The sequence below is a fragment of the Actinoallomurus sp. NPDC052274 genome (assembly GCF_040679475.1).
Classification (GTDB): Bacteria; Actinomycetota; Actinomycetes; order Streptosporangiales; family Streptosporangiaceae; genus Actinoallomurus; species Actinoallomurus liliacearum.
The window spans coordinates 63,776-88,824 of the sequence record NZ_JBFAUT010000029.1; the positions used below are offsets into that span (position 1 = coordinate 63,776).

21 protein-coding genes and 1 riboswitch are annotated in these 25,049 nt (G+C 71.1%); of the genes, 11 read left to right on the forward strand and 10 right to left on the reverse strand.

Annotated elements, in window-relative coordinates; translation table 11 throughout:
* Positions 1-63: 63 nt before the first annotated feature.
* Positions 64-1,320 carry an acyl-CoA thioesterase/BAAT N-terminal domain-containing protein gene (locus tag AB0K82_RS24345; protein ID WP_364400658.1) on the forward strand — a complete coding sequence of 419 codons (1,257 nt, stop codon included), beginning with the start codon at positions 64-66 and terminating at the stop codon, positions 1,318-1,320.
* 79 nt (positions 1,321-1,399) lie between these two features.
* Here AB0K82_RS24345 and AB0K82_RS24350 read toward each other — a convergent pair whose 3' ends face one another.
* From AB0K82_RS24350 to AB0K82_RS24365, 4 genes are all read right to left on the reverse strand, one after another.
* Positions 1,400-2,065 carry a DUF402 domain-containing protein gene (locus AB0K82_RS24350; RefSeq protein ID WP_364400660.1) on the reverse strand — a complete coding sequence of 222 codons (666 nt, stop codon included), beginning with the start codon at positions 2,063-2,065 and terminating at the stop codon, positions 1,400-1,402.
* Positions 2,066-2,213: 148 nt separating this feature from the next.
* Positions 2,214-2,675, reverse strand: a complete 462-nt coding sequence (locus AB0K82_RS24355) for a luciferase family protein (RefSeq protein WP_364400663.1) — start codon at positions 2,673-2,675, stop codon at positions 2,214-2,216.
* 116 nt (positions 2,676-2,791) lie between these two features.
* Positions 2,792-3,580: a DUF4097 family beta strand repeat-containing protein gene (locus AB0K82_RS24360; RefSeq protein ID WP_364400665.1), complete on the reverse strand. Its 789-nt coding sequence runs from the start codon at positions 3,578-3,580 to the stop codon at positions 2,792-2,794.
* A gap of 101 nt (positions 3,581-3,681) precedes the next feature.
* A complete protein-coding gene (locus AB0K82_RS24365; protein ID WP_364400667.1) occupies positions 3,682-6,081 on the reverse strand; it encodes a S8 family serine peptidase in 2,400 nt (799 codons plus the stop codon).
* Positions 6,082-6,444: 363 nt separating this feature from the next.
* Here AB0K82_RS24365 and AB0K82_RS24370 point away from each other — a divergent pair, with 363 nt between their 5' ends.
* Positions 6,445-6,687: an SHOCT domain-containing protein gene (locus AB0K82_RS24370; protein ID WP_345355333.1), complete on the forward strand. Its 243-nt coding sequence runs from the start codon at positions 6,445-6,447 to the stop codon at positions 6,685-6,687.
* A gap of 8 nt (positions 6,688-6,695) precedes the next feature.
* Here AB0K82_RS24370 and AB0K82_RS24375 read toward each other — a convergent pair whose 3' ends face one another.
* Genes AB0K82_RS24375 through AB0K82_RS24385 form a run of 3 tightly spaced genes read right to left on the reverse strand, consistent with a single transcriptional unit; the run spans position 6,696 to position 9,389 of the window.
* Entirely contained in the window at positions 6,696-7,274 is a 579-nt protein-coding gene (locus tag AB0K82_RS24375) for a MarR family winged helix-turn-helix transcriptional regulator (RefSeq protein WP_364400670.1), read from the reverse strand.
* A 47-nt stretch (positions 7,275-7,321) separates the two neighbouring features.
* On the reverse strand, positions 7,322-8,518 hold the full coding sequence (locus AB0K82_RS24380; RefSeq protein ID WP_364400673.1) for a hypothetical protein: 1,197 nt from the start codon (positions 8,516-8,518) through the stop codon (positions 7,322-7,324).
* Positions 8,519-8,570: 52 nt separating this feature from the next.
* Positions 8,571-9,389 carry an SAM-dependent chlorinase/fluorinase gene (locus AB0K82_RS24385; RefSeq protein WP_364400675.1) on the reverse strand — a complete coding sequence of 273 codons (819 nt, stop codon included), beginning with the start codon at positions 9,387-9,389 and terminating at the stop codon, positions 8,571-8,573.
* A 99-nt stretch (positions 9,390-9,488) separates the two neighbouring features.
* Here AB0K82_RS24385 and AB0K82_RS24390 point away from each other — a divergent pair, with 99 nt between their 5' ends.
* Both AB0K82_RS24390 and otsB read left to right on the forward strand, forming a co-directional pair.
* Positions 9,489-9,791 carry a DUF3263 domain-containing protein gene (locus AB0K82_RS24390; protein ID WP_364400678.1) on the forward strand — a complete coding sequence of 101 codons (303 nt, stop codon included), beginning with the start codon at positions 9,489-9,491 and terminating at the stop codon, positions 9,789-9,791.
* Between the two features lie 87 nt (positions 9,792-9,878).
* The gene (gene otsB, locus AB0K82_RS24395; protein ID WP_364400681.1) at positions 9,879-10,691 is read left to right on the forward strand and encodes a trehalose-phosphatase; all 813 of its coding nucleotides are present in this window, start codon (positions 9,879-9,881) and stop codon (positions 10,689-10,691) included.
* 22 nt (positions 10,692-10,713) lie between these two features.
* On the opposite strand, the gene AB0K82_RS24400 is transcribed toward otsB, so the two are convergent.
* Positions 10,714-11,253, reverse strand: coding sequence for a PadR family transcriptional regulator (locus tag AB0K82_RS24400; RefSeq protein WP_364400684.1), 540 nt, complete (start codon positions 11,251-11,253; stop codon positions 10,714-10,716).
* 43 nt (positions 11,254-11,296) lie between these two features.
* Entirely contained in the window at positions 11,297-13,159 is a 1,863-nt protein-coding gene (locus tag AB0K82_RS24405) for a serine/threonine-protein kinase (RefSeq protein ID WP_364400768.1), read from the reverse strand.
* 54 nt (positions 13,160-13,213) lie between these two features.
* Here AB0K82_RS24405 and AB0K82_RS24410 point away from each other — a divergent pair, with 54 nt between their 5' ends.
* Together AB0K82_RS24410 and AB0K82_RS24415 are read left to right on the forward strand one after the other, a co-directional pair.
* Positions 13,214-13,780, forward strand: coding sequence for an RNA polymerase sigma factor (locus AB0K82_RS24410; RefSeq protein ID WP_345355312.1), 567 nt, complete (start codon positions 13,214-13,216; stop codon positions 13,778-13,780).
* A 177-nt stretch (positions 13,781-13,957) separates the two neighbouring features.
* Positions 13,958-14,953 carry a sulfotransferase gene (locus AB0K82_RS24415; protein WP_364400687.1) on the forward strand — a complete coding sequence of 332 codons (996 nt, stop codon included), beginning with the start codon at positions 13,958-13,960 and terminating at the stop codon, positions 14,951-14,953.
* 220 nt (positions 14,954-15,173) lie between these two features.
* Here AB0K82_RS24415 and AB0K82_RS24420 read toward each other — a convergent pair whose 3' ends face one another.
* Positions 15,174-16,604, reverse strand: coding sequence for a trehalose-6-phosphate synthase (locus tag AB0K82_RS24420; RefSeq protein WP_364400689.1), 1,431 nt, complete (start codon positions 16,602-16,604; stop codon positions 15,174-15,176).
* Positions 16,605-16,870: 266 nt separating this feature from the next.
* A riboswitch (SAM riboswitch) is annotated at positions 16,871-17,036 on the forward strand.
* Positions 17,037-17,051: 15 nt separating this feature from the next.
* On the opposite strand from AB0K82_RS24420, the gene thrC reads away from it, so the two are divergent.
* The 5 genes from thrC to AB0K82_RS24445 all read left to right on the forward strand — a co-directional run bounded on the left by thrC (position 17,052) and on the right by AB0K82_RS24445 (position 25,046).
* On the forward strand, positions 17,052-18,296 hold the full coding sequence (thrC, locus tag AB0K82_RS24425) for a threonine synthase (RefSeq protein ID WP_364400692.1): 1,245 nt from the start codon (positions 17,052-17,054) through the stop codon (positions 18,294-18,296).
* Positions 18,293-18,571, forward strand: a complete 279-nt coding sequence (locus AB0K82_RS24430; RefSeq protein ID WP_364400695.1) for a MoaD/ThiS family protein — start codon at positions 18,293-18,295, stop codon at positions 18,569-18,571. Before thrC ends, AB0K82_RS24430 begins: the two co-directional genes overlap by 4 nt.
* A 515-nt stretch (positions 18,572-19,086) precedes the next feature.
* Positions 19,087-19,287, forward strand: coding sequence for a cold-shock protein (locus AB0K82_RS24435; protein WP_252778085.1), 201 nt, complete (start codon positions 19,087-19,089; stop codon positions 19,285-19,287).
* A gap of 434 nt (positions 19,288-19,721) precedes the next feature.
* Complete coding sequence (groL, locus tag AB0K82_RS24440) at positions 19,722-21,353, forward strand: chaperonin GroEL (RefSeq protein ID WP_364400698.1); 1,632 nt, start codon at positions 19,722-19,724, stop codon at positions 21,351-21,353.
* A 186-nt stretch (positions 21,354-21,539) separates the two neighbouring features.
* The gene (locus tag AB0K82_RS24445; protein WP_364400701.1) at positions 21,540-25,046 is read left to right on the forward strand and encodes a DEAD/DEAH box helicase family protein; all 3,507 of its coding nucleotides are present in this window, start codon (positions 21,540-21,542) and stop codon (positions 25,044-25,046) included.
* Positions 25,047-25,049 lie beyond the last annotated feature (3 nt).

Here is a 25,049-nt window from a genome sequence, read left to right on the forward strand (position 1 = left end):
GAGCACCGGCGTTATCGTCTGATCTCGCGGTGGTCAACGCGGTGCCCGGGGGATGAGATGGGCTTGAGGAACCGTGTGCCGGCGGCTCTTCTCGTCGCGGCCGGCTGCGCGGTGGCGGGGTGCGGTCCGCGGCACAGCGACCATGCCGTCATCGGCGTCGACGCCCCGGTCGCCTTAGCCGATCGGCCGATCCACCTGACGATCAGCGGCCTCGCGCCGCACGACACGGTCGAGGTCGGCGCGGCCGCACGGGACTACCAACGGGGTGATTGGCGCAGCCGGGCCGTCTTCCGCGCGGACGGCCACGGAACGGTCGACCTGTACCGCGCCCGTCCGCAGGCGGGCACGTACACGGGCGTGGACGGGATGGGGCTGTTCTGGTCGATGGTCCCGCCCAGCGGAAACGCCGATGACAAGGTGTTCCTCCCGCTGCTCACGGAGCGGCAGTCCGCCTATGACGTGCAGATCACCGTGACCGCACACGGCCGCCGGCTGGCGGCCCGGACCCTGATCCGGCAGTGGCGCGCCGGCGGCGTCACCCACAAAAGCCTCACGGTCGCGGCCGACAAGGTGGACGGCGACCTGTTCCTCCCTCCGCCGGGCCAGGGCCGCCGCCCGGCGGTGCTGTTGTTCGGCGGCTCCGAAGGCGGCAACAGAGGAAACCTCGACGCCGCCCTGCTCGCCTCCCACGGCTACCCGGCGCTGTCCCTGGCCTACTTCGGCGATCCCGGCCTGCCCGCCGCCCTCCAGAACATCCCGCTGGAGTACTTCGCCGGCGCGGCCCGGCTCCTCGCGGCCCAACCGGGCGTCGACCCGGCCCATGTGGTCGCCCGTGGCTACTCACGCGGCACCGAGGCGGCTCTGCTGCTCGGCCAGCTCTACCCCCGGCTGATCCACGGCGTCATCGTGTACGCGCCGTCGAACAGGGTCAACCCGGGCATCGGCACCGGCGGAGAGGATGTGAACGCCTGGACCTGGCACGGCCGTCCCCTCCCGCAGGACGTGATCCCACTCGACCACGTCGACGGCCCGCTCCTGGCGATCGCCGGGACCCAGGACCTTCTCTGGGACTCCCGGACCTTGGCCCTGCAGATCATGACCGAGCTCGATCACGACCACGACCGCTTCCCTCACCAGGCGCTCATCTACCCGGGATCGGGTCACGGCGTCGGCACCTACCCCTACCTCGCAACGGGCATCCGCGGCCTGACGGCCACCGGCGCGCTCCTCGAGCACGGCGGCACCCGTGCCGGTGACGCCGCCGCGAGGGCGCAAGGCTGGCCGAGGACGCTCGCCTTCCTGGCCGCGATGGGTCATTGACGCCGGTTCCGCCGGGCTCGCCGGGCCAACAGCCGTGACTCGTCGATCGCTGCTCGGCCGGGCCGCGCGTGTCGCGTCCTCAACCGGCGGGCGTCTCCCGGGGAAGCCTGGGCACCGGCCAGGCCGGATCGCGTCTCCACGACGACCAGTCGTCGGCGAAGGGGCCCTGGCGGGATTCGACGAGGGAGACGACCTGCTGCCGCGCGGTCTCGACGCGCTGGTGGAGCGCGTCGTCGATCAGCCCGAGGCGGCGCGCCTGGGCGTATTCGCCCTCGTCCTTCCAGCGGCGCTCCGACAGGTCCGCGGTCACGACCAGGTCCACCAGCAGGTCGAAGGTGTCGACGCCGAGGGGTGTCCGCTGGACGGGGCGGATGAAGTCGACGTACCAGCCGCCGCAGCGGCCCTCGGCGTCGAAGAACCGGCTGACGCTGAAGTGTCGACCGGCTTCGTACCGCAGGAGCACGGTGGTGTCCCGCCACACCCACCGGTCGAGTTCCCAGCGGCCGGCGGCGAGGTTCGCGACGGCCTGTTCGCGCACGGCGTCGTCACCGGTGCGCAGCCATTCGATCCAGGTGGTCGGCGCGAGCATCTCGACACCTGGCCAGCAGGCGAGCATCAACGTGGCGCCGCTGTCCCGGATCACCCGGAAGGGCGCCGCCGACCACACCTTCCCGCGCAGCACGTCCCGGCGCACCACCGTGGCCCCTTCACGGAAGACCGCCGCCCCGGCTCCATCGACCGTCACGCTCCAGATCATGCCACTGGCAGTCGCCGTCACGCCTGTGGCCGTTCGGAGCAACCGCGTCCTCGCATGCGGTAGATGCGTGCTCAGTTCTCACTGGCGCACGCCGCGCTCTTCGGGCAGCAGCCGCCAGGGATCACGGCGGGGAGCTCTACGGAGTGCGGAGGCGGGGTTCGCGTAGGTCGTCCGGTACGGCGGCCGGACGGCCGGACCGCATGGCCTCCTTGACCTTGGCCTGCGCCATCGTCATGCAGGCCCCGGCGGTTCTCCGGCGCCCTCCGGAGGTGTTCGCCTTGATGGCGACGCTGGCCAGGGAGGTGAACAGGTCGACGTCGCCGTCGGTGTCGAGCCGTACGCGGATCCAGTCCCCGCCGGGGGCCAGTTGCACGCGGCCGGACTCCAGGAGAGGGCGGCGGAGGCGGCCGATGACCGGCCAGGTCAGCCGCAACTCAGCGCAGCCGTCGGCGTGCACGTGCGCGAGCTGGCGACCGCCGACCTTCAGCGCCGTACCGAGGCCGCAGGCGGCGCGTCCGCTGCGTACGCCGGGCCACGAGGCCACCCGCGCCATCGCGCGATCGGCGTACGACGTTGCCGGAACCGTTGTTTCCCGCATAAGAAGCATGGTTCACCCTCCGACCCCCTGATCGGAAGTCTTGTGGCAAAAGAGGCTTCTTGTGAAGGATGCTTCGCGGCCATCAACGGTTCAGGAAGCGGGCGCGCGGCGCCGCCTCAGGGCGTCGTCTGCTCGGCGGTCAGGTGGCCTGAGTCGGTGCGCAGGTAGAGCCGTCGCGGAGCGTTCGGGTTGTGCGGAACGTCGGAGACGTCCTTGCCGCCGCTGCCGGTCTCGGCGTCCACGTCGTACGGGCCGCCGGGAACCGCGACGCGGAGTGACGCGGAGTCGGTCGTCGCGCGTACGTTCGTGGGCGCGGTGGCGAACTCGAGTCGGATGCTGCCGGAGTCGGACATCGCCTGTACGGTCGGCGAGCCCAGCCGGATGGCGCGGATCGACGACGAGTCGGTCGCGAGGTCGAGGGGGCCGCCGACGTCCTCGACCACGACCGCGCCCGAGTCGCTGTGGGCCCGGACCGCGCCCTTGACCGAACGGACCGTCACGGAGCCCGAGTCGCTGTTCGCGTCGGCGGTCGCGCTCCCGCGGACGTCGATCCCGCCGCTGTCGGAGTGGGCCCGGACGGCGACGGAGGCGGGCACCGCCAGCTCGTAGTCGATGGTGCAGCGCGAGCAGTCCTTGGTGAACGTCAGGGTTCCGGTGTCGAGCCGCTGGCCGAAGTGCGGCCTGCCGTCCTGGTAGCGGACGATCCGGTGGATCCTCACCTGGGTGCCGCCCGGCGTGACGGTCACCCGACCGCTGCCCGAGTTGACGTCCACGACCTTCACCGGACCGCTCACGGTGACGTCGGAGGTGAATTCGTGCTTGTACTCGCCGAAGCGCACCCCGAAGCCGCACCCGGAAAGGGCGAGGACGGCGAGCAGCGGCAGGGCCAGGCCACCTCTGCGCACGAGCGAACTCCCTCCCCGTCGGACTGCTCAGCACGCTATCGGGAACGCCCGGCCCCGCCCATGGGGACGGCAGGCGTCGCGGAGGTGGGGTTAGCCCCCCGTCAGGTCTCGGCGCCGTCGTCGGGCTCGGCCGACGGGTCCGTGGTCTCCTCCGACGAACTCCACGAGCTCGACCAGCCGAACATTCCGCCGTTCAGCGGTGACCCCCAGTTGCGGGTGTCCTCCTTCAACCGGTCGAACCCGCGGTGGATGCTGTCCCAGCTCTCGTCCGCGAGCGGAGTGCCGACGTCGGAGGAGTCGATCGGCCCGTCGCTGAGCGGATCCGCGCCCCGGACGTCCGGGAACCGGCCGCCGGACGTCGTCTCGTCACCGCGCTCGCCCGGCGGCGTCCAGATCCGCGGGCGTTCCGGTGTGGACGGCGGGCGTACGGGGTCGGCCGGCGACGGCTCGTCCGGGGCTCCCGAGGGCTCCGCCGGAGATGCCGACGGCCCGGCCGGCGGCACGAAGGACGGCGGACCGGAGGAGGACCTCCTGCCGGCCGCCGACGGCACCTCCGGGCCGGAGGAGAGGCCGCCGTCCGCAGCCGGCGGTAGCCCCGGGCTGGAGGAGGGCGCGCGGTCCGCCGCCGGGGACCATGCCGGGGCGGAGAAGGGCTCGGTGCGGGGTGGCTCCGCCGGGGTGGCCGCGGGCCGGGGCGACGGCTCGGCGGGGAACCGGTCGCTCGTACGGGAGAAGGGCGCCGGATCGGGCGCCCCGGGCGCGGCGGGCGGACCGGCGTCGGGGAGCACGCCGCCGGGGGACACCGGGCTGCCGGGCGACGCCGGGCTGCCGGGCGATGTCGGACTCCCGGGCGATGTCGGACTCCCGGGCGGGGGCTCCGACTGCCGGGACCGCCACCGGGCGGTGGCGGAGCCGGGCTCGTCCTGACCCGGCCGGGGTGAGAGGCCGGGGCGACCTGAGAGTCCCGGCGTGCGGTCCGGCGGCAGCGGCTCCCGGGCCGACGACGGCTCGGGCGAGCGGGCCTCCCACGGTGACGGCGGCTCGTGGGAGCGGGGTTCCCACGGTGACGGCGACCGGGTCGACCGTGGTTCCCAGGGTGAGGGCGTCTCGGCCGCCCTGGGCTCCCAGGGGGAGCGGCCCGACGATCCGCCCTGCTGCCGAGCGGCGCCCGCGGGCGGACGCGGCCGCCGGGGATCGTCCTCGGCCCGGCTGGAGGCGGCGACCGGCAGGGCGAGGTCCTCCTCGTCGTCGGCCTGGGCGCGGGCGAGCCGCCTGCGGCGTTGCCGCCAGCCCAGGATCAGGCTGAGCACGAGGAGCGTGCCGCCGCCGCTGAGGACGGCGACGAGCATGAGATCCGGGCCGCCGCCCGCCGGATGCCCGGCGGCGCCCGGTCGGGTGGACGAGGACTGCGGCTGGTCGACGGTCGCGCCGCCGTGTTCGGCCTTGTTGACGCGCGCGGCCGCGCGCAGCGAACCCAGGGCGTCGGCGACGCCGGTGCCGATCGCGGTGTTCCGGCCGTCGGCCGGGTGGTGGGTCGTGCCCTGTTCGAGCGCCTGCTTGACCTCGGCCGCAGACAGGCGCGGATAGCGGGCCTTCACCAGCGCGCTGATCCCGGCGACGAGCGCGGCCGACGAACTGGTCCCGGTGCCCAGGACGTAGCCGTGGCCCGCCACGTCGGCGCTGACGATCTCGACGCCGGGCGCCGCGACCGAGACGTACGCGTGGCGGTTCGTGAACTTGGCCGGTTTGAAAGCCCGGTCGACCGCGCCGACGGCGATCACGCCGGGGTAGGCGGCCGGATAGTTGCGGCGGTTCCCGGTGGCGCCGTCGTTGCCGGAGGACGCCACGAGGACGACGCCCTTGTCCAGGGCGTACTTGATCGCCGACTCTTCCAGCGGGTTGCCGTTGTAGAACAGCTTGCCGCCGCCGAGGGACATGCTGATGACCTGCGCGCCGTGGTCGGTGGCGTACCGGATGCCCTTGGCGATGGAGTCACGGGAGTGCGCCACCTGCGCGTGGTCGTTCCGCATCGGGTCGCCCAGCTCCCAGGTGACCCGGATGGACAGGACCTTCGCCTCCGGCGCCACGCCCATGATGCCCGCGCTGCCGCCGGTGCCGTGACCGTGTCCCGCGATCAGGCTGGCCATCTCGGTGCCGTGGCGGCCCCAGTAGCGAGTGCCCGGTTTGCGTGCGTGGCCGGTGAAGTCGGGGCCGTCGATCACACGTCCCGTGAGGTCCGGCTGGTGGCCGTCGACCCCGGTGTCGAGCACGGCGACCGTCACCCCGTTGCCGCGGGAGTACTTCCAGGCCCGCGGCAGGTGCAGAGCGTTCAGTGTCCACTGTTGGCCGCGGTAGAGGTCGGGCGTCGCCGTACGGGCGGCCGGACGCTGAGGCCGACCGGGCACGGCGGACTGGGCGGCCGGGACGGACAGGACCGCGACGGCGGCTCCGGCCAGGAGCGCGGAGACGAGGCGAGGAAAGGTGCGGCGGGGCTCGGACACGGGCACCGGATCCCTCCCCGGTATCGGCGGCGGGCGTCATTCTGCCATGGGAGGGCCGCGGAACGCTCCCACGAAGTACCGTTTTCGGAGCGCTGGGGACCCGACCCGTCACGCGGCGTCGCAAAGCCGCTCCGGCGGCCCGGAGCGAGACGGGCGGGCTCGGCGGTGCCCATGCGGGGGCTTGATCTCCCTGTACGGCGGTGCCGGTCCGGGGCTTGGTCTCGCCTGTACGGCGGTGCCCATGCGGGGCTTGGTCTCGTCTGTTCGGCGGTGTCGGTCCGGGAGCCTTGCTCCGCCCGGCGTACGCCGGAAGCCTCCCGCCGTATGACGACCCGGCGGGTGACGCGGGCGCACGATCGGGGCATGGAAGCGATGATCCTGGCCGGGCATGGTCCCTGGCACGACGGAGGCGGCCACGGCTGGTGGCCCGTCATCCCCCTCGCGTTCGGTCTGTTCTGGCTGCTCGTCCTCGGCGGAGGCGGCTACCTGCTCTGGCGGCGCGCGAAGTCACCGGGCGGCGCGGAGTCCGTGCTCGCCGAGCGGTACGCGCGGGGCGAGATCGACGAGGAGGAGTACCGGGAGCGGCTGGCCGTCCTGCGCTCCTGAGACGGACACTAAGGGCCGCTCGGGCGGTGCCGCGTGGCCTCCGGGGAGGTCTCGTGGGACCGGTCGGCGGCCGGTGTCGCCGCCTCCAGGAGCCGGCCGGCCTCCTCCTCGTCGATGGAGACACCGGCCGCCGCTTCGCTGAAGCGCCGCAGCAGCCGGGCGAACTGCGAGCGTTCGTCCGGAGTCCAGTCGGCGACGAGCCGGCCGATGAAGTGCCGGCGGAACTCGTCGGCCATCAGCTTGATCCGGCGGCCCGCGTCGGTCAGCTGCAGGTGGGCGCGCCGGGCGTCGACGGGCGACGCCCGGCGGGAGACGAAGCCGGCGTCGATGGCGTGGCCGACGAGCCGGCTGGCGGTCGACGGGTCGACATCGAGGAGTTCGGCGACGGCGCCGACGGTGACGTCACCGCGCTCCTCGCCCTGCCGGGCGACGGCGTAGATGACCATCAGGTTGGACAGCTGGATGCTTCGTCCGTTTTCGCAGCTCTCGCGCAGCCGCCGTAGTAGCTGCGGTTTGACCCAGAGCCTGCGGAGCTGGAACGCGGCCTGCTCGATCTCCGCGACGCTCGGGTCGATGTCGGTACCCACATCGTCACAGTAATTCAGCGCGTCACCTCCGCACGCATCTGGCGGGATCATCCCCACCAGAACGCCGTGGCGATGATCCCGTACAGCACCATCAACGTCGCGCCCTCGAGCCAGTTCGACTCGCCGTCGAGAACGACCAGCACGGTGATCACGACGGCCATGATGAGCACGGCGATGAGGAGCGGCGACAGCACGAGGGTGAAGGACGCGCCGACCAGCGGGGAGAGCAGGACGAGGGCGGGCGCGACGACCAGGGCGATCTGCAGCGGACTCTGCAGGATGACCGACAACGCGAAGTCGGACTGGTTCTTGAGGGCGAGCTGGATGCCGACGACGTTCTCGACGGCGTTGCCGGCGATCGCCACGATGACGAGTCCGGCGAACGCCTGGGAGATGCCCAGGGAGTCCATCGCGGGCTCGAGGGCGGCCACGAACCAGTCGGAGACGAACGCCGCGCCGACTCCGGTGACGGCCAGCATGGTCAGGGCGACGGCCAGCGGCCACGTCGGTCCGTGGGCGGACTCCTTCGCCGTGTCCGCGGCGGGCTTCTCCGGCTTCGCCGCGGTCGGCTCGGCGGTCCCGGCCACGTCGTCGCCTACCGCGGTCCCCGCCGCGCTCAGGGCGGCGGCCTTCACGGGCCGCTCCGCCGGAGCGTGCGCCTCGTCGGCCTTCTGCCGCTTGATCGAGCTGGGCAGCGACACGGCGAACAGGCAGAGCAGCAGGATGGACACCACGACCGAGAGGTTGCGCTCGTGCAGCGCCGCCTTGGTCGCGTGCGAGCCGAGCGCCGCGGTGAGGGAGGGCACCAGCAGCGCCGCGACCGACAGGACCAGCAGCGTGGACAGGGTGCGGGCGGCCTCACTGCCGAACTTCTGCGGCCCGTTCTTGATCCCGCCGAGCAGGAACGCCAGCCCCAGGACGAGCAGGACGTTGGCGAGGATGCTGCCGACGATCGTGGCCGTCGCCACGTCGTACAGCTTCTTCTGCAGGGCGAACAGGACGACGAACAGCTCGGGGAGGTTGCCGAGCGCGCTCTGGACGACGCCGGTCGCCCCCGCGCCCAGCCGGTCGGCCAGGTTCTCGACGCTGCGCCCGACCAGGCTCGCCAGCAGCGCCAGGGCGATCGCCGCGACGACGAACGGGACGACCGTCCCGCCGACCTCGCCGAAGTGCGTGACACCGGCCGCCGCGGACGCCATCACGGTGATGACGATCAGGCGCCGGTCGGAACGCGAGAATCCCATGGCGGAGAATCATGCCGCATCAGGACCAGCGGACTTGACGTTTCCTTGGTGTTCAGTGCGTCGACGTGAGCGCGGCGGCGACGCGGACGTGCGCCCCCGGTGGCAGACCCAGGCGCTGCGCCGCGTTTCCGGAGTTCACCGCGAGCGCCAGGCAGCCCGCCGAGTCGACGTAGGCGACCAGCTCCCCGGGAGGCACGGCGCCGAACGTCTCGCGGTACGGCACCGTGAGGGTCCGGCGCCCGAGCACGATGCCCAAGGGCACGCCGATGACCGCGCCGATCCGGCGCAGGTCCTCGGCGGTCACGGAGAGCTGCACGTTGCCGAACCGGTCCACGGTCAGCACCTCGCCGTCGACCGTGCCCTCCTGGACGCGACGGGTCGGCCGGGGCAGCGTCACGAGGTCGGCGACGTCGAACTCCTCCCCGACGGCCGCGATGTCCAGGCCCGCCGCCAGGTGCGCCGCCACCGGCGCGAAGATGTCGCGGCCGTGGAACGTCGCCGACAGGGGCTCCAGCCACAGCGTGCGGTTGGTCAGCTCGAAGGCGCGCGCGCCGCTGTCGGGGACGCACCAGGACAACACGCCGTTGTCCGGCCCCACGAAGATCCGGCCGTCGCCGGCCACCGCGACGGCCCGCCGCGTCGTGCCGACACCGGGATCGACGACCGCGACGTGCACGCCCTCGGGGAGGTACGGCACCGTCTGGGCGAGGATGGCGGCCCCGCGTCGTACGTCGGCGGGCGGGACCAGGTGACTGATGTCGATGACGCGGGCGGCCGGGGCGATCCGCGCGATCACCCCGTGACAGGCCGCCACGAACCCGTCCTCCAGCCCGTAGTCGGTCAGCAGCGATACGCAATTGGTGAGCGCCACGCTTGCAGACTACGTCGAGGCCCGTCCCGGCGAACACCGCGAACAAGTCGCCGATCACGCGTAGCATGACAGCCCCCCGACCCGTTAAGAGGGGACCTGATGCAACCGGCGAACGCCCGGGGCGATGGCCCTGACAAGAAGGAAGACGACGGCCGCCTGGACGAGCGCGACCGCAAGATCCTCGACTTCGAACGACAGTGGTGGAAGCACCCCGGCGCCAAGGAGCAGGCGATCCGGGAGCTGTTCGACATGTCGTCGACCCGCTACTACCAGATCCTGGGCCGGCTGATCGACCGCCCCGAGGCGCTGGAGCACGATCCGATGCTGGTGAAACGGCTGCGTCGTCAGCGGTCCGCCCGTCAGCGCCAGCGGGCGGCGCGTAGGCTCGGTATCCGAACCTGACGCCTACTCAGGAGGCTCCGTGAGTGAGCGCAGCGAGCGAACCATGAGCACAGTGCCTCTGGTCACTTCGCCGACGAAGGAGGTCGCATGACCGTGGCGGTGGAGTCGCAGACGGACGCCGGAGCCGATGGGCTGGACGCGATCCGCGACCGCCCGCGGGAGGCCCTGATCGGCTTCGACTTCGACGGGACGCTGTCGCCGATCGTCGACGACCCGGCCGCCGCGCGGGCCCATCCGGGCGTCGTGCCGGCGCTGCGCCGGCTGGCGCCGCTCGTCGGTACGGTCGCGGTCATCACCGGCCGTCCCGCCGCGACCGCCGTCGAGGTCGGCGGGTTCGCCGACCTCCAGGGCCTGGTCGTCCTCGGCCAGTACGGCCGGGAGCGCTGGGAGAACGGCGTCCTGCGGGCTCCGGAGCCGCCGCCGGGGGTCGCGGAGGTCCGCGCCAAGCTTCCCCGGATCCTGGCGAACGCCCCCGAGGGCGTCGCCATCGAGGACAAGGGGCTCGCGCTGGCCGTGCACACGCGGCGCGCCGCCGAGCCGCAGGTCGCCCTCGAACGCCTGCGGAGCCTGCTCGAGGCGCTCGCCGAGCGCACCGGCCTCGTCGTCGAGCCGGGCCGGTTCGTGCTCGAGCTGCGGCCGCCGGGCATGGACAAGGGCGCGGCGCTGCGCGGGCTGGCCGCCGAGCGCGGCGCGTCGGCGGTGTTGTTCGCCGGGGACGACCTCGGCGACCTCGCGGCGTACGACGCGATCGACGCACTGCGCAAGGAGGGCACTCCCGGCGTGAAGGTGTGCAGCTCCTCCGACGAGGTGACCGCGCTGGCCGAGCGCGCGGACGTCATCGTCGACGGCCCGGCGGGCGTGGTCGAGCTCGTCGAGAGCCTCGCCGACGAGCTGGCCTGAGGGCGAGCCTCCCGGCGGCGGGTCAGTCGTCGTCGGCGAGGATGCCGTACAGGCGGCGCCGGGCGTCGTTGATGACGTCGAGGGCGCGTTCGCGCTGCTCCTCGTTGCCCGCGTGCATGACCTGCCGGAGCGCCATCATCAGCTGACCCGTCGCGGAGTGGACGTGGGTGGCGGCCGCGCCGGCGTCCTCGGTGATCTCCGCCCACGGCGGCGTCCGCCCGGCGGCGGTCGCGGTCTCGGCACGGCCGGCGTCCGGCAGCGCGAACAGCCGCTTGCCGGACGACTCCTGTCCGGAGATGAGCCCTTCGTCCTCCAGAAGCTGCAGCGTCGGGTACACCGAGCCGGGGCTGGGCCGCCAGATCCCGCCGGTTCGGCTCTCCAGCTCCTGGATCATCTCGTAGCCGTGCATCGGGCGTTCGGCCAGCAGCGCGAGGATGGCGGCCCGTACGTTGCCGCGCTTCGTACGGCGCCCGCCGCGCCCGCCACGGCCGCGCGGGCCGAACGCCGGCCCCCAGTCGCCGAACGCCGCGCGCTCCTCCCGGTGTGTTGATCCTCTGCGCATGACCTCTCTCCGCCGATATGTCGAACGATATATCGTACGGCGGTCAGCCCTTGGCCTGGATGCTGTCCAGGATCTTCCGGGTGATGTCCGGCGAGCCGGTCAGCTTCACCCGGACCCACATCGCGTACCGTCCGTTCTTGTCCTTCAGGCCGACCTCGTTGATGGTGATCGAGCCGCACCGCCACGGATTGATCTGGCCGACCAGCGTGCCGTGCTTGTACGGCTGCGCGGCGTCCGGCGTGCACTTGGCCCGATGGCTGCCCAGGGCGCGCGGCGGCAGGGTGACGTTCAGGTCGTGGGTGAGCCCGGCGAAGACGCCCGGCGTCGGGACGTCGTCCTTGACGAACTGGGCGTAGTCGGGGGTCGCGCGCAGCGCGGGCGCCTTCGCGCGGTCCGAGACGGTGACCGGCCAGGTGGTGTGCTCGGTCTGCAGCTTCCAGGCCGCGGGTACGCGGATGCTCAGCCGGCCCGTCACGTCGGTCACGGTGACGAGGCCGTCCCCGGGCTTGGGATCCGACGAGGAGCCGGTGAGCTTGCCGATGGCGAAGGCGCCACCGCCCCCCACGACCAGCACCGCGGCCAGTCCGGCCACGACCAGCAGCCGCTTGCGGTTGGGTTCTCGGGACGAGCCGCCGCCCGTATCACCGGGCCGGCGCGGCCCGGATCCGGACGGGTCCGAGGGATGGTGGCCTCCGGCGTCGCGCCGGCCGCGCGGCCGCTCGACGCGCAGGTCCACCACGGTCTCGTTGCCGCCCACCGAGGGAGGCGATGTCCGGATCGTCGCGTCGCGGGCGTTGTCGTACGGCGGCGCCGAGCCCGGATCGTCGCCGACCGGGGGAACCCGCAGCGTACGGCTCGACGGCCCATCGTCGGGGCCGCCCGATCCTGGCGGACCGCCCGGCGCCGTCGGGCCGCCCGGCCCTGTCGAACCGCCCGGCCCCGCCGGATCGTCCGGGATCGGGGAGACCCGCAGGGTCCGGCCGGAGCCCTCGTCACCGGTCCGGTCCGCCGGCCCCGCGCCCTGCGGGCCGCCCGAGGGCCACCCGCCCGACCCGGGGTCCGCCATCGTCGCCTCGTCCGCCCTGTCGGGGGCGTCCCGCGCCGTCGCGTCGTCGGCGACGGACATCAGCGGAACGCTCAGCGCCGCCGCGAACGCCTCCGCGGTCGGCCAGCGACGCTCCCGGTCGCCTTCGAGCGCCCGCATCACGATCTCGTCGAGGGCCGGTGGCAGGCCGCGCCGCGCCGCGCTGGGCGGTGACTGCACCGGCGCCGGGCCCGGCGGGTCCCCGGTGAGCAGGTGGTACGTCAGCGCGCCCAGACCGTACACGTCGGCGCGGACGTCGAGGCCGCCGCCGAACCGCGCCTGCTCCGGGGACATGTACCCCGGCGTGCCGACCGGCATCGTGAACGCGCCGGAGGCGTGCGCGAGCGCCTTGGCGAGCCCGAGGTCGGCGATGAGCAGGCGTTCGCCGCCGTCGGTCGTCGACTGGAACAGGATGTTCGACGGTTTCAGGTCACGGTGGATGACACCGAGCCGGTTGATCACCTCGACACCGTGGCCGATCTCGATGGCGAGCCGCAGCGCCTCGGCGACCGAGAGCTCCCGCTCCCGCATTCGGTCGGCGAGCGTTCCCCGGTCGGCGTACGACATGACGAAGTACGGCCGGCGGTCCTCGAGCTCGCCGATGTCATGGACCCGCACCAGGCGTTCGGAGTCGGCGCGGCGCAGGATCCTGGCTTCTTCCAGGAACCGGTTGCGTACGTCAAGGTCGTCGATGAGACCTCCGGCCAGCACTTTGATGGCCACCGGGGCGTCGAGCAACTCGTCGTGGGCGAGCCACACGGAGGCGAATGCTCCGGATCCGAGGACACGATCGATTCGGTAACGACCGACGGCTGAAGGCATGGACACCCCCGTATCATGCCCAAAGCCGGGCGATATCGAGGGCGAGGCGGGGTCATGGCGTACGACGAGCGGACCGAGGAACTGGCGACACGTGCCGCGGGAGGTGACCGGAACGCGCTGAACGAACTGCTCCGCGTGATCGAACCGGACGTTCTGCGGCACTGCTCCCGGTTCCTGCCCTGCCGCCAGGACGCCGAGGAGGCCTGCCAGGACGCCCTCATGCAGGTCGCCCGCAACATCGGCCGGTTCGAAGGGCGGTCGCGGTTCAGCACGTGGCTGCACGTGGTCGTGGCCAACTCCGCGCGCTCGACGTACCGGTCGCTCAAGCGCCGCTCGGTCGAGCAGGCGGGGGAGCTGCCCCAGCAGCGCCCGGACCCGCACCGTACGAGCGTCATCGCCGGATCGCGCGTCGACATCCTCGACGCGATGGAGGACCTGGAGCGGCGCAAGCCCGACCTGATCGAGGCCCTGGTGCTGCGCGACGTGTCCCAGCTGGAGTACAGCGAGATCGCCCAGCAGCTCAACCTGCCGCTCGGCACGGTGAAGTCGCGCATCCACGAGGCCCGCAAGCAGTTCCGGCAGGCACTCGGCAACGACTACGGATCGGCCGCCCAGTCCTGACCGGCGAGGACGACCGGGGCCGTTGGCACCGGTCCTGAGGCATTACCCGGGTTCTCCGGGAATCACGGCCCTGTTCCGGTCGGGCCATTACCTAGTTATCCGACCTGCAATAACGAAAAGTGGATCTTAGGTTAATTATCACTTACCTTTCATTAACCTTCCTTAACGTCCCGGCGCATGACCAAGCCGGAACGTCCCGTCTTCGTCGTCGGCTGCCCGAGGTCGGGGACCACGATGCTGCAGTTGATGCTGCACGCACACCCGCGGATCGCCATCCCGCCCGAGAACCGCTTCGTCATGGCCGCGTACGACGAACGCCATCGGTTCGGGGACCTGAACGACCCTGAGAACCGGCGCGCCCTGGCGCGCTGGATCGTCGAGCGGAAGCAGACGCGCTTCGCGGACCTCGGACTGGACGGCCGGGCCGTGATCGAGGAGATCGTCGCCGGACCGCCGACCCTCGGCTCCGCGCTGGGCATCGTCCTGCGCGCCTACGCCGCGCGGTTCGGCAAACCCCGCTGGGGGGACAAACGGCCCGGCTACTTCCAGCGCATCCCGACGCTGCGGCGGATGTTCCCCGACGCGCAGATCGTGCACCTGGTCCGCGACGCGCGTGACTGCGTGGCGTCGCTGAAGGAGATGGCCTGGTACAAGCTGGACGTCCAGCACGCCCTCGCCACCTGGATGGAGTCGATCGACGCGGGCGAACGCGCGGCGCGGACGCTCGGTCCCGGCACCTACCACCGGATGTACTACGAGCGGCTGATCGCCGACCCGCAGGCCGAGCTCGCCGCGCTGTGCGCCTTCCTCAGCGAGGACTTCGACCCGGCGATGTGCGAGCCGGAGAAGGTGGCGGCCGTCGCCGTCCCCGGCCGCAAGACCTGGCACGCGCGGACCCATGGCGCGGTCAGCACGGCGCGGTCGGGCACCTGGCGGGAGCGGCTGACACCGGCCGAACTCGCCCTGTGCGAGACGGTGGCGGCCAACCGGCTGCGGGCGCACGGGTACGAACCGGACGGCGCGGGCCGGCCACCGCTGCCGGACTACACGCGCTACCTGCGCGTGGCCGCGCACCGCAGGCTCGCCGCCCGCAAGCGCGAGGCGAAGGATCTTCTGCGGCGCCGGGACGAACCGTCCGAGGTGGCCGCCCGGCTCACGAGCGCGACCGGGTGACGGGCCTCCGGGCTCCGGCACCGGCGTCGAGCACGAGGCCGGGCGCGGCGGACCGGCGCTCGCGACGGGCGGACGCCGGTGGTCCCGACGTCCGCCCGGCGTGGCGAACGCGAGGACTACGGTCGGCGGTCCAGGGTGTCGGGCTGTGCGGCGGACCGGCGGCGCGTGCGGGCTAGGTCCAGGGTGTCGGGCTGTGCGGCGGACCGGCGGCGCGTGCGGGCTACGGTCGGCGGTCCAGGGCGTCGAGCTGCGCGGCGAACCAGCGCTGTGGCGGCAGGGCCGTCGCGGCGGCGGTCAGCCGGGCGCAGCGCTCGGCGCGCTCGGCGCGCGGCATGAGCAGCGCCTGGTTCAGGGCCTCCGCCGTCTGTGACACGTCGAACGGGTTGATCATCAGCGCGTCCTCGTCGAGCTCGGCGGCGGCGCCCGCCTCGCGGGACAGCACCAGGGCGCAGCCGTCCTCGGACAGCACCGGCCCCTCCTTGGCGACGAGGTTCATGCCGTCCCGGATCGGGTTCACGAGCAGGACGTCCGCCAGGCCGTACGCCGCGAGCGAGCGCGGATAGTCGTCGTTGACCTGGAGGATCAGCGGCTCCCAGCCCGCGTCGCCGAACTCGTCGGAGATCTCGGCCGCCATCCGCTGCACGGCGGCGGTGTACTCGCGGTACTCCGGCAGGTCGTGCCGCGAGGGGTAGGCGAAGGCCAGGTGCACGACCCGGCCGTGCCACTCCGGATGCTTGGCCAGCAATTCCCGGTAGGCCGCGAGCCCCCGCACGATGTTCTTGGACAGCTCGGTGCGGTCGATCCGAACGATCAGTTTGCGGTCGCCGACCTGCTCGCGCAGGGCCTGTTTGCGGGCCCGCACGTCGGGTTCGGCGGCGCGGGCGCGCAGTGACGCGCCGTCGACGCCGAGCCCGTGCACGCCGACCCGGGTGACGCGCCCGGCGTGGACGACCGTACGGGCGACGCGGTCGACCTTCGCCTGCAGCACGGAGGCGCAGCAGTCGATGAACGCGTCGGCCCAGTGCTCGGCGTGGAAGCCGGCGTGGTCGGCGCCGAGAACGCCCTCGAGCACCTGGCGGCCGATGTCGTCGGGCAGCAGGCGGTAGTACTCCGGGGGCGCCCACGGCGTGTGCGAGAAGTGCGCGATCTTCAGGTCGGGGCGGCGCTCCCGCAGCATGCCCGGGGCGAGCGTCAGGTGGTAGTCCTGGATCGCCACCTTCGCGCCGGGGCGGGCGTCCCGGGCGAGCGCGTCGGCGAACGCCGCGTTGTACGCCTCGTAGGACTGCCAGTCCCGCCGGGAGCGCGCGTCGAAGTGCGGGCTGTTCGGCGTGTCGTACAGCATGTGGTGGACGAACCACAGCGTCGAGTTGGCGACGGCGTTGTACGCGCGGTGGAAGGTGCCGACCGGGATGTCCAGCATGCGGACCGCACCGGCGCCGTACTCGTCCAGCCGCCCGTCCTCCGCCTGGCGGACCGCGGCGCGGTCGGCGTCCGACAGCGCCGCGCAGATCCACAGGATGTCCCCGTCCAGGCCGGCCATGGCCGAGACCAGACCGCCGCCGCCCCGCCGGACCGAGAGCGTGCCGTCGTCGGCGAGCTTGAAGGAGACGGGTCCGCGGTTGGACGCGACCAGGACCTGCGAGTCATCCATGTGGGGAGCGTAACCGGAGGACGTGAACGGGGGGCGAGGAAGGTCCAGTGGTCGGACACTTCGGGATGACATTCCACACAGGTCGCACTCCGGGCCGTCCGGGCATGTCACTGCGCTGAATCCCCACGTGGGCAGGGCCTGGCGACGACGCGCCCCCGGGACGGGAGCGGGCCGGAACCGGCCGCGCCGGCGTCTCGCGACCTGAGACGCGCTTGGCGGAGAACCGGTCGGTCACGTATACAAGTCGTCAGACGACAACTTAATAACGCTCATCCAGAGGGGTGGAGGGACCGGCCCGTTGAAGCCCCGGCAACCCTCCCGGACATGCGGTTCACAGCGTGCGACGACACGTCGCCGACTCGCCCCAGCGAGGCCGCCCGGGACAGGTGCCAACTCCGGCTCGTGACCAAGGTGGCACGGGAAAGATGAGGAGAAAGGCCTCGCTTCATGTCGCAGACCGCCGCCCGAAACCTCGGCCCCGCGACCGCATTGACGTGCCGTGAATGCGGACAATCCTACGATTTGGGCCCTCGCTACGCCTGTGAGCTGTGTTTCGGCCCCCTTGAGGTCTCCTACGACCACACCGGCGTGACCCGGGAGCGGATCGAGTCCGGGCCGCGCAACATCTGGCGTTACCGGGGCCTGCTGCCGGTTCCGTCGAACGTCATCGACACGCCGAACACCGAGCCCGGCTTCACCCGACTCGTACGCGCCGACAACCTCGCCGAGTCGCTGGGCCTGCGGTCGCTGTGGGTCAAGGACGACAGCGGCAACCCCACCCACTCCTTCAAGGACCGCGTGGTGGCGGTCGCGCTCGCCGCCGCCCGCGAGCTCGGTTTCAAGGTGCTGGCCTGCCCCTCCACCGGCAACCTCGCCAACGCGGTCGCGGCCGCGGCGGCGCGCGCCGGCATCCGCAGCGCCGTCTTCGTGCCCTCCGACCTCGAGAGCCAGAAGATCATCACGACGGCCGTGTACGGCGGGACGTTCGTCACCGTCGACGGCAACTATGACGACGTCAACCGGCTGGCCTCCGAGCTCGCCGGTGAGCAGGAGGACTGGGCGTTCGTCAACGTGAACGTGCGGCCGTACTACGCCGAGGGGTCCAAGACCATCGGGTACGAGATCGCCGAGCAGCTCGGCTGGCGGCTGCCCGATCAGATCGTGATCCCGATCGCGTCCGGCTCGCAGCTCACGAAGATCGACAAGGCGTTCCAGGAGTTCATCAAGCTCGGCCTCGTCGAGGACCGGCCGTACAAGATCTTCGGAGCCCAGGCGACCGGCTGCTCGCCCGTCTCGGCCGCGTTCAAGGCCGGCCACGACGTCGTGCAGCCCGTCAAGCCCTCGACCATCGCCAAGTCCCTCGCGATCGGCAACCCGGCCGACGGGCCGTACGTCCTCGACGCCGTGCGCCGCACCGGAGGGGCCGTCGAGGACGTCTCGGACGAGGAGGTCGTCGACAGCATCGGCCTGCTCGCCCGCACCGAGGGCATCTTCGGTGAGACGGCGGGCGGCGTGACGCTGGGCGCGCTGCGCAAGCTGCTGTCGGCGGGCGTGCTCGACCCCGACGCCGAGACCGTGTTCATCAACTCCGGCGACGGCCTCAAGACCCTGGACGCGGTGGCCCCGGTCGCCAAGCCGTCCGCGAACATCGCCCCGACCCTCGAGGCATTCCGAAAGGCAGGTCTGGCGTGAGCTCGATCAGTGTCCGCATCCCGACGATCCTGCGCAGCTACACGGGCGGCGAGGCCGAGGTGAAGGCGACGGGATCGACCGTGCGCGAGGTCGTCGCCGACCTGGAGGCCAACTACTCGGGCATCGCCGCCCGCATCCTTGACGACAACGGCAGGATCCGGCGGTTCGTCAACGTGTACGTGGGCGAGGAGGACGTGCGGTTCGCCGACGGCCTCGACACGCCGACGCCGGACGGCGTCCAGATCTCCATCATCCCGGCCGTCGCCGGCGGCTGAGCCGCTGGACCCGTGTTCGAGCCGCTCAGCCCGCGTCCGAGCCGCTCAGCCCGCGTCCAGTCGCGAGCCTGTGACTGAGCCGCGGAGCCCGCGGCCGGTCGCTCCGGGTGGCGACGGCACTCACGGGTTACACCCTGTAGCGAGACTCCCCGCGATCCCCGGTGCTCACCGAGTCCATCGACTCGGTGAGCACCGGGGATCGTGCGTTGGGCCGCCGAAATGTCGGACTCAAGGTGGTCTGCTCCACGCTCCTGAGCGGGAATTGCGTTTTCCTTATCCGGATTTTTGGACATCGGTGGTTAGTTCCGGTTCAAGGATCCCGACTTTTGACCAGCATCGGCCGCCCGCACTTCTGGGGTAAAGGCTGTTCCACGGACGGTAGCCGTGTGTAGGGTCGGCGATGGCCGCCGCAGCCGAGTCGGCGGGCGATCGACGGGTTCCGCAGTGGTCCGCGGGCTCGAATCAGTGACCGTGGCCAATGGTCACGGGAATTGCCCTGGTGGGAGTTGTTTGGAATGGCGCAAGGCACCGTCAAATGGTTCAACGCGGACAAAGGCTACGGCTTCATCGCGGTCGACGGTGGCAGGGATGTGTTCGTGCACTACTCGGCCATCGTCGCGGATGGCTACCGCAGCCTCGAGCAGGGGCAGCGGGTCGAGTTCGAGATCACGCAGAGCGACCGCGGACCGCAGGCGGACGCGGTTCGGGCGCTCTAAGTCCCATAGCCTGACGGAGGCCCGGCGCTTCGGCGCCGGGCCTCCGGCCGTGGAGCGCGCTCCGGCGGCCGCCGCCCCGCCCCGGGTCCACGGGTACACGCGCGCGCCGCCTGGATCACCGGGACCATCCCCCCGGCCGTCCGTCCGGCGTGCGTCCTCCCCGTACGCCCCACGCCTCCTCACCTCGGCCTATGCGGGTGGGAGCGGCATTGGCGAGATGTTCACCCTGGTGAGGGTCGAGCCCGCTTGCACTCTCAGGGGGAGAGTGCTAAACAAGCGGTTGGCACTCTAGTATTGAGAGTGCCAACCAAGTGATCGAGGCGATGAGGCCTCGCATCCGGCGACGGAATGGAAGTCGTCGGGTGAGGTCGTCCGTCGCGGGCGTCGACTCGATCCGCGTGAAAGCCACCCCGTTCCGGGAGGATCTGGAGCCTATGGCTGCAAAGATGATCGCGTTCGACGAGGACGCGCGGCGCGGCCTCGAGCGCGGCATGAACCAGCTTGCCGACGCCGTGAAGGTGACCCTCGGTCCCAAGGGCCGTAACGTCGTTCTGGAGAAGAAGTGGGGCGCCCCCACGATCACCAACGACGGTGTCTCCATCGCCAAGGAGATCGAGCTCGAGGACCCGTGGGAGAAGATCGGGGCCGAGCTCGTCAAAGAGGTCGCGAAGAAGACCGACGACGTAGCCGGTGACGGCACGACGACGGCGACCGTGCTGGCCCAGGCGCTGGTCCGCGAGGGCCTGCGCAACGTGGCCGCCGGCGCCAACCCGATGTCCCTGAAGCGGGGCATCGAGTCCGCGGTGGAGCGCGTCAGCGAGCAGCTCGCGCAGATCGCCAAGGACGTCGAGACCAAGGAGCAGATCGCCTCCACGGCCTCGATCTCCGCCGGCGACACCTCGATCGGCGAGATGATCGCTGAGGCGATGGACAAGGTCGGCAAGGAAGGCGTCATCACGGTCGAGGAGAGCCAGACCTTCGGTCTGGAGCTCGAGCTGACCGAGGGCATGCGCTTCGACAAGGGTTACATCTCGCACTACTTCGTGACGGACCCGGAGCGTATGGAGGCCGTCTTCGACGACCCGTACATCCTGATCGTCAGCTCGAAGATCTCGGCGAACAAGGACCTGGTGCCGGTTCTGGAGCAGGTCATGCAGGCCGGCAAGCCGCTGGTCATCATCGCCGAGGACGTCGAGGGCGAGGCCCTGGCGACCCTGGTCGTCAACAAGATCCGCGGTGTCTTCAAGTCCGTCGCCGTCAAGGCCCCGGGCTTCGGCGACCGCCGCAAGGCCATGCTGCAGGACATCGCGATCCTGACCGGTGGCCAGGTCATCAGCGAGGACATCGGCCTCAAGCTGGAGAACACCACGCTGGACATGCTCGGCCAGGCCAAGCGCATCGTGGTGACCAAGGACGAGACCACGGTCATCGACGGCGCCGGCAACCCCGACGACATCGCGGGCCGGGTCAACGAGATCCGCGCGGAGATCGAGAACTCCGACTCCGACTACGACCGCGAGAAGCTCCAGGAGCGTCTCGCCAAGCTGGCCGGCGGCGTGGCCGTCATCAAGGCCGGCGCGGCGACCGAGGTCGAGCTGAAGGAGCGCAAGCACCGCATCGAGGACGCCGTGCGCAACGCGAAGGCGGCCGTCGAGGAGGGCATCGTCCCCGGCGGTGGCGTCGCGCTGCTGCAGGCGAGCGTCCGGGCGTTCGAGAAGACCGACCTCGAGGGCGACGAGGCGACCGGTGCGCAGATCGTGCGCCGTGCGCTGGAGGAGCCGCTGAAGCAGATCGCGGTGAACGCCGGCCTCGAGGGCGGCGTCGTGGCGGAGAAGGTTCGCAACCTCGAGCCGGGCTTCGGCCTGAACGCCGCGACCGGCGAGTACGTCAACATGTTCGACTCGGGCATCATCGACCCGGCGAAGGTGACGCGCTCGGCGCTGCAGAACGCCGCGTCCATCGCGGCGCTGTTCCTCACCACCGAGGCGGTCATCGCCGAGAAGCCGGAGAAGGAGAAGGCTCCGGCCGGCGCTCCCGACGGTGGCATGGGCGGCATGGACTTCTGAGTCCACTCGCTTAAGGGGCGGTCCGAGGTGCTGGGACCGCCCCTTTCGCATGCCCGTCCCTTCGTCCAGGCCCGAATCGCTGCCGGTAAAGCCCTTGGGGGTTCATTTTCGGCGATCACTGGGCACAAGTGGAGCCTTGCGATATTCTGCAACGTTCTTCGCAACTCCACGGGTAGCTGAGGGGTCATGGCGCAACCGATCGATGAGCTGGCGAAACGGTCGCGGAATTTCGGTTTCCTCCTGCAGCACGAACCACTGCTGGTCATCGACGGGGCCGCCGCGGAGTCGTACCTCTACCGCGACCCGGACGCGGCGATGGCCAAGGCTCGGCGGTTCACGGAAACTCTGGCGAAACTACTGGTCAGCCACACGCAGACGACGGTTGTGGGCAATACGCAGCACGCCCGGGTCAAAGCCCTCGCTGACGCGGGTGTCCTTGTGCCCAAGATTCGCCAGGCGTTCGACGATGTCCGAATCTCGGGTAATCGGGCGGTCCATTCACATTGGGGAGACGTACGTGCGGCGCTGTCATGCGTACGCTCGTGCTTCGAACTGGGCGTCTGGTTCCACCGTGTGGTGACCGGTGGCCAGGCTCCGCAGGGTTTCGTGCCGCCGCCCGATCCCGCCGAACGGGCCGCCGCGACGTCCACGGAACGCGCTCAGCTCGGCGAGTTGCGCGCGGAGTTGGAGCGAATGCGCGAGCGGCTGGCCGAAGTGATGGTGCACCGGGACGGCCAGCTTTCCAAGCTGGAGGCCGAGGCCCGCGCCCGCCAGCAGGTCGAAGAGGAGCTCGCGCAGGCCCTGGTCGACCAAGAACGGCTGCAGGCGCTGGTCGAGGAGGCCGAGCAGCGCCTCGCCGAGGCGGAGGCCCGCTTCAACGCGGAACTGCGGAGCGCCCGGAAGGTCGAGGCCGTCGAGCGGGACGCCTTCATCGCGCGCGCCCAGCAGGCGGCGGGCGAGCCGCTGACCGAGGCCGAGGTCCGCACGCGCGTGGACGAGATGCTGCGGTCGGCCGGCTGGGACGTGCAAAACCCTAAGGGGACTAACCTGTTCGCCGGCGAGGGCGTGGCCGTTCGGGAGGTGGCGACCGCCGATGGCGTGGCCGACTACCTGCTGTACGTGCGCCAGAAGCTGGTCGGGGTGATCGAGGCCAAGCGCGAGGGGCGAATCCTGTCGCCGGTGGAGGCCCAGTCGGCCCGCTACGCCGAGTCGCTCACGGGCTCTCAGCAGCTCGCCTCCTGGCGGATTCCACTGCCGTTCCGGTACGAGACGACAGCGGTGGAGACGCACTTCACCAACGGTCTCGATCCCATTCCCCGTGCCCGCCAGGTGTTCTCCTTCCACCGACCGGAGACGCTGTACCGCTGGATGCGCGAGGCCGACGCCGAGCCCGAGGCCCTCACGCTGCGCGCCAGGCTGCGCACCCTGCCGCCGCTGGACACTCGAGGCCTGCGCAAGGCCCAAGTCCGTGCCATCACCGGGCTGGAGGAGTCACTGGCCCGCGATGAGCAGCGCGGGCTGATCCAGATGGCGACCGGCGCGGGCAAGACCTATATGGCGGTCACCGAGATCTACCGCTTGCTCAAGCACGCCAAGGCCCGCCGAGTGCTGTTCCTCGTGGACCGCAACAACCTTGGCAGGCAGGCGTACACCGAGTTCGACAATTTCATCACGCCCGACGACGGCCGTAAGTTCACCGAGCTGTACAACGTCGAGCGCCTAGGCGGCGCCGCGATGAAGGACTCGACCAAGGTCGTGATCTCCACGGTGCAACGCCTGTACGCCCGACTGCGTGGTCAGGCGGTTGACCCGGACGTCGAGGACGAGGCGTTCGACTCCTACGATGCCGGAGGCGTGGTCGACGTCGAGTACAGCGCCGACCTGCCGCCGGAGACGTTCGACCTGATCATCGTGGACGAGTGCCACCGGTCGATCTATGGCGTGTGGCGTCAGGTGCTGGAGTACTTCGACGCCTACCTGGTCGGGCTGACCGCCACCCCCGTCAAGCAGACGTTCGGGTTCTTCCGCCAGAACCTGGTCAGCGAATACACCTACCGAGAGTCGGTCGTCGACTCGGTCAACGTCGACTTCGACGTCTACCGGATTCGCACGGAGCAGGCCGAGCAGGGTGCCACCATCGGCCGGGGCACCGTCGTGCCGATCATGAGCCGGCCCACCCGTCGCAGGCGGTACGAGGAGTTGGACGACGACTTCACCTGGACCGGCTGCCAGCTCGGCCGCAAGGTGATCAGCACCGGGCAGCTACGGCTGGTGCTGGAAACATTCCGCGACCGGCTCTTCACCGAGATCTTCCCTGGCCGCAAGTACGTGCCCAAGACGCTGATCTTCGCCGTGGACGACAACCATGCCGAGGAGATCGTGCAGATGACGCGGACGGTGTTCGGCCAGGGCAACGACTTTTGCCAGAAGATCACCTACAAGGCCGCCGACCCCGACGCCCTGATCGCTGCGTTCCGCAACTCTCCGGACCTGCGGATCGCCGTCACCGTCAACATGATCGCCACAGGTACCGACATCCGCCCGCTGGAGTGCGTGTTCTTTCTCAACGAGGTCAAGAGCTGGGCACTGTTCGAACAGATGAAGGGCCGTGGTGCCCGCACCATCGACCCGGCCGAGCTCAAGCAGGTCACCCCCGACACCGACGCCAAAACCCATTTCGTCATCGTTGACGCCGTCGGCGTCACCGACTCGCCCCGGGTGGACGCCACGCCGCTCGTCCAGCACAGCGAACGCCAGATCAGCTTGGAGGCTCTGCTCAACAAAGTAGGCACGCTCACCATCAGGCCGGATGAGGTCTCCACTCTGGCCGGCCGTTTGGCTCGCCTCAACAAAGAGATCACTCTGGAGGAACGTGCTGAGCTGGAGACCCTGGCCGGTCGCCCGCTGAACGAGGTCATCGCGTCGGTGTCGAGCTGTGCCGATCCGGACCGGGTGCAGGAGGCCTTCGCCGCCGGTGGCAAGAACGCCGTCCATGACCTGGTGGTCCAGGCCGTGCGCCCGCTCGCCGAGAACGCCGAGCTGCGTCGCCGCCTGCTGGAGATCCGCCGCGCCCACGACGTGTACTGGGACGAGGTCAACCGCGACACCCTGATCGAGGCCGCCGCCCAGGATCCCCGTATTCGCGCCGAGGAGGTCGTCACCTCGTGGCGGGCGTACCTGGAGGAACACCGCGAGGAGATCACCGCGATCGAGGCCGCGTACCGCAGTGGCCAGTCCGGTCGTGTCGCCTACGCCAGGCTCAAGGAATTGGCTGCGCGCATCGCCCGCCCGCCGCAGGCGTGGACGCCCGAGGAGCTGTGGAAGGCTTACGAACGCCTCCAGCTCGCCACCGACCGGCCCGGCGTCGAGCATGGCCCGATCGATCTCATCGGCCTGATCCGCTTTGAACTCGGCATCGACGAGCAGCCCAGGCCCCACCGCAGTGTCGTGGAGGAGCGGTACGCCGCCTGGCTCGCCAAGCAGCGGCAGGCGGGCGTCGAGTTCACGGCGGACCAGCGCTGGTGGCTGGACCACATCCGCGACGTGGTGATCACCCATGCCGCCATCGACCACACCGAACTCGACGAGTCCCCCTTCACCGAACGCGGCGGCGTCGACGGCTTCCTGCACGCCTTCGGCGACGACCGCGCCGCCACGCTCCTCACCGACCTGAACCAGAACCTCACCGCGTGACGG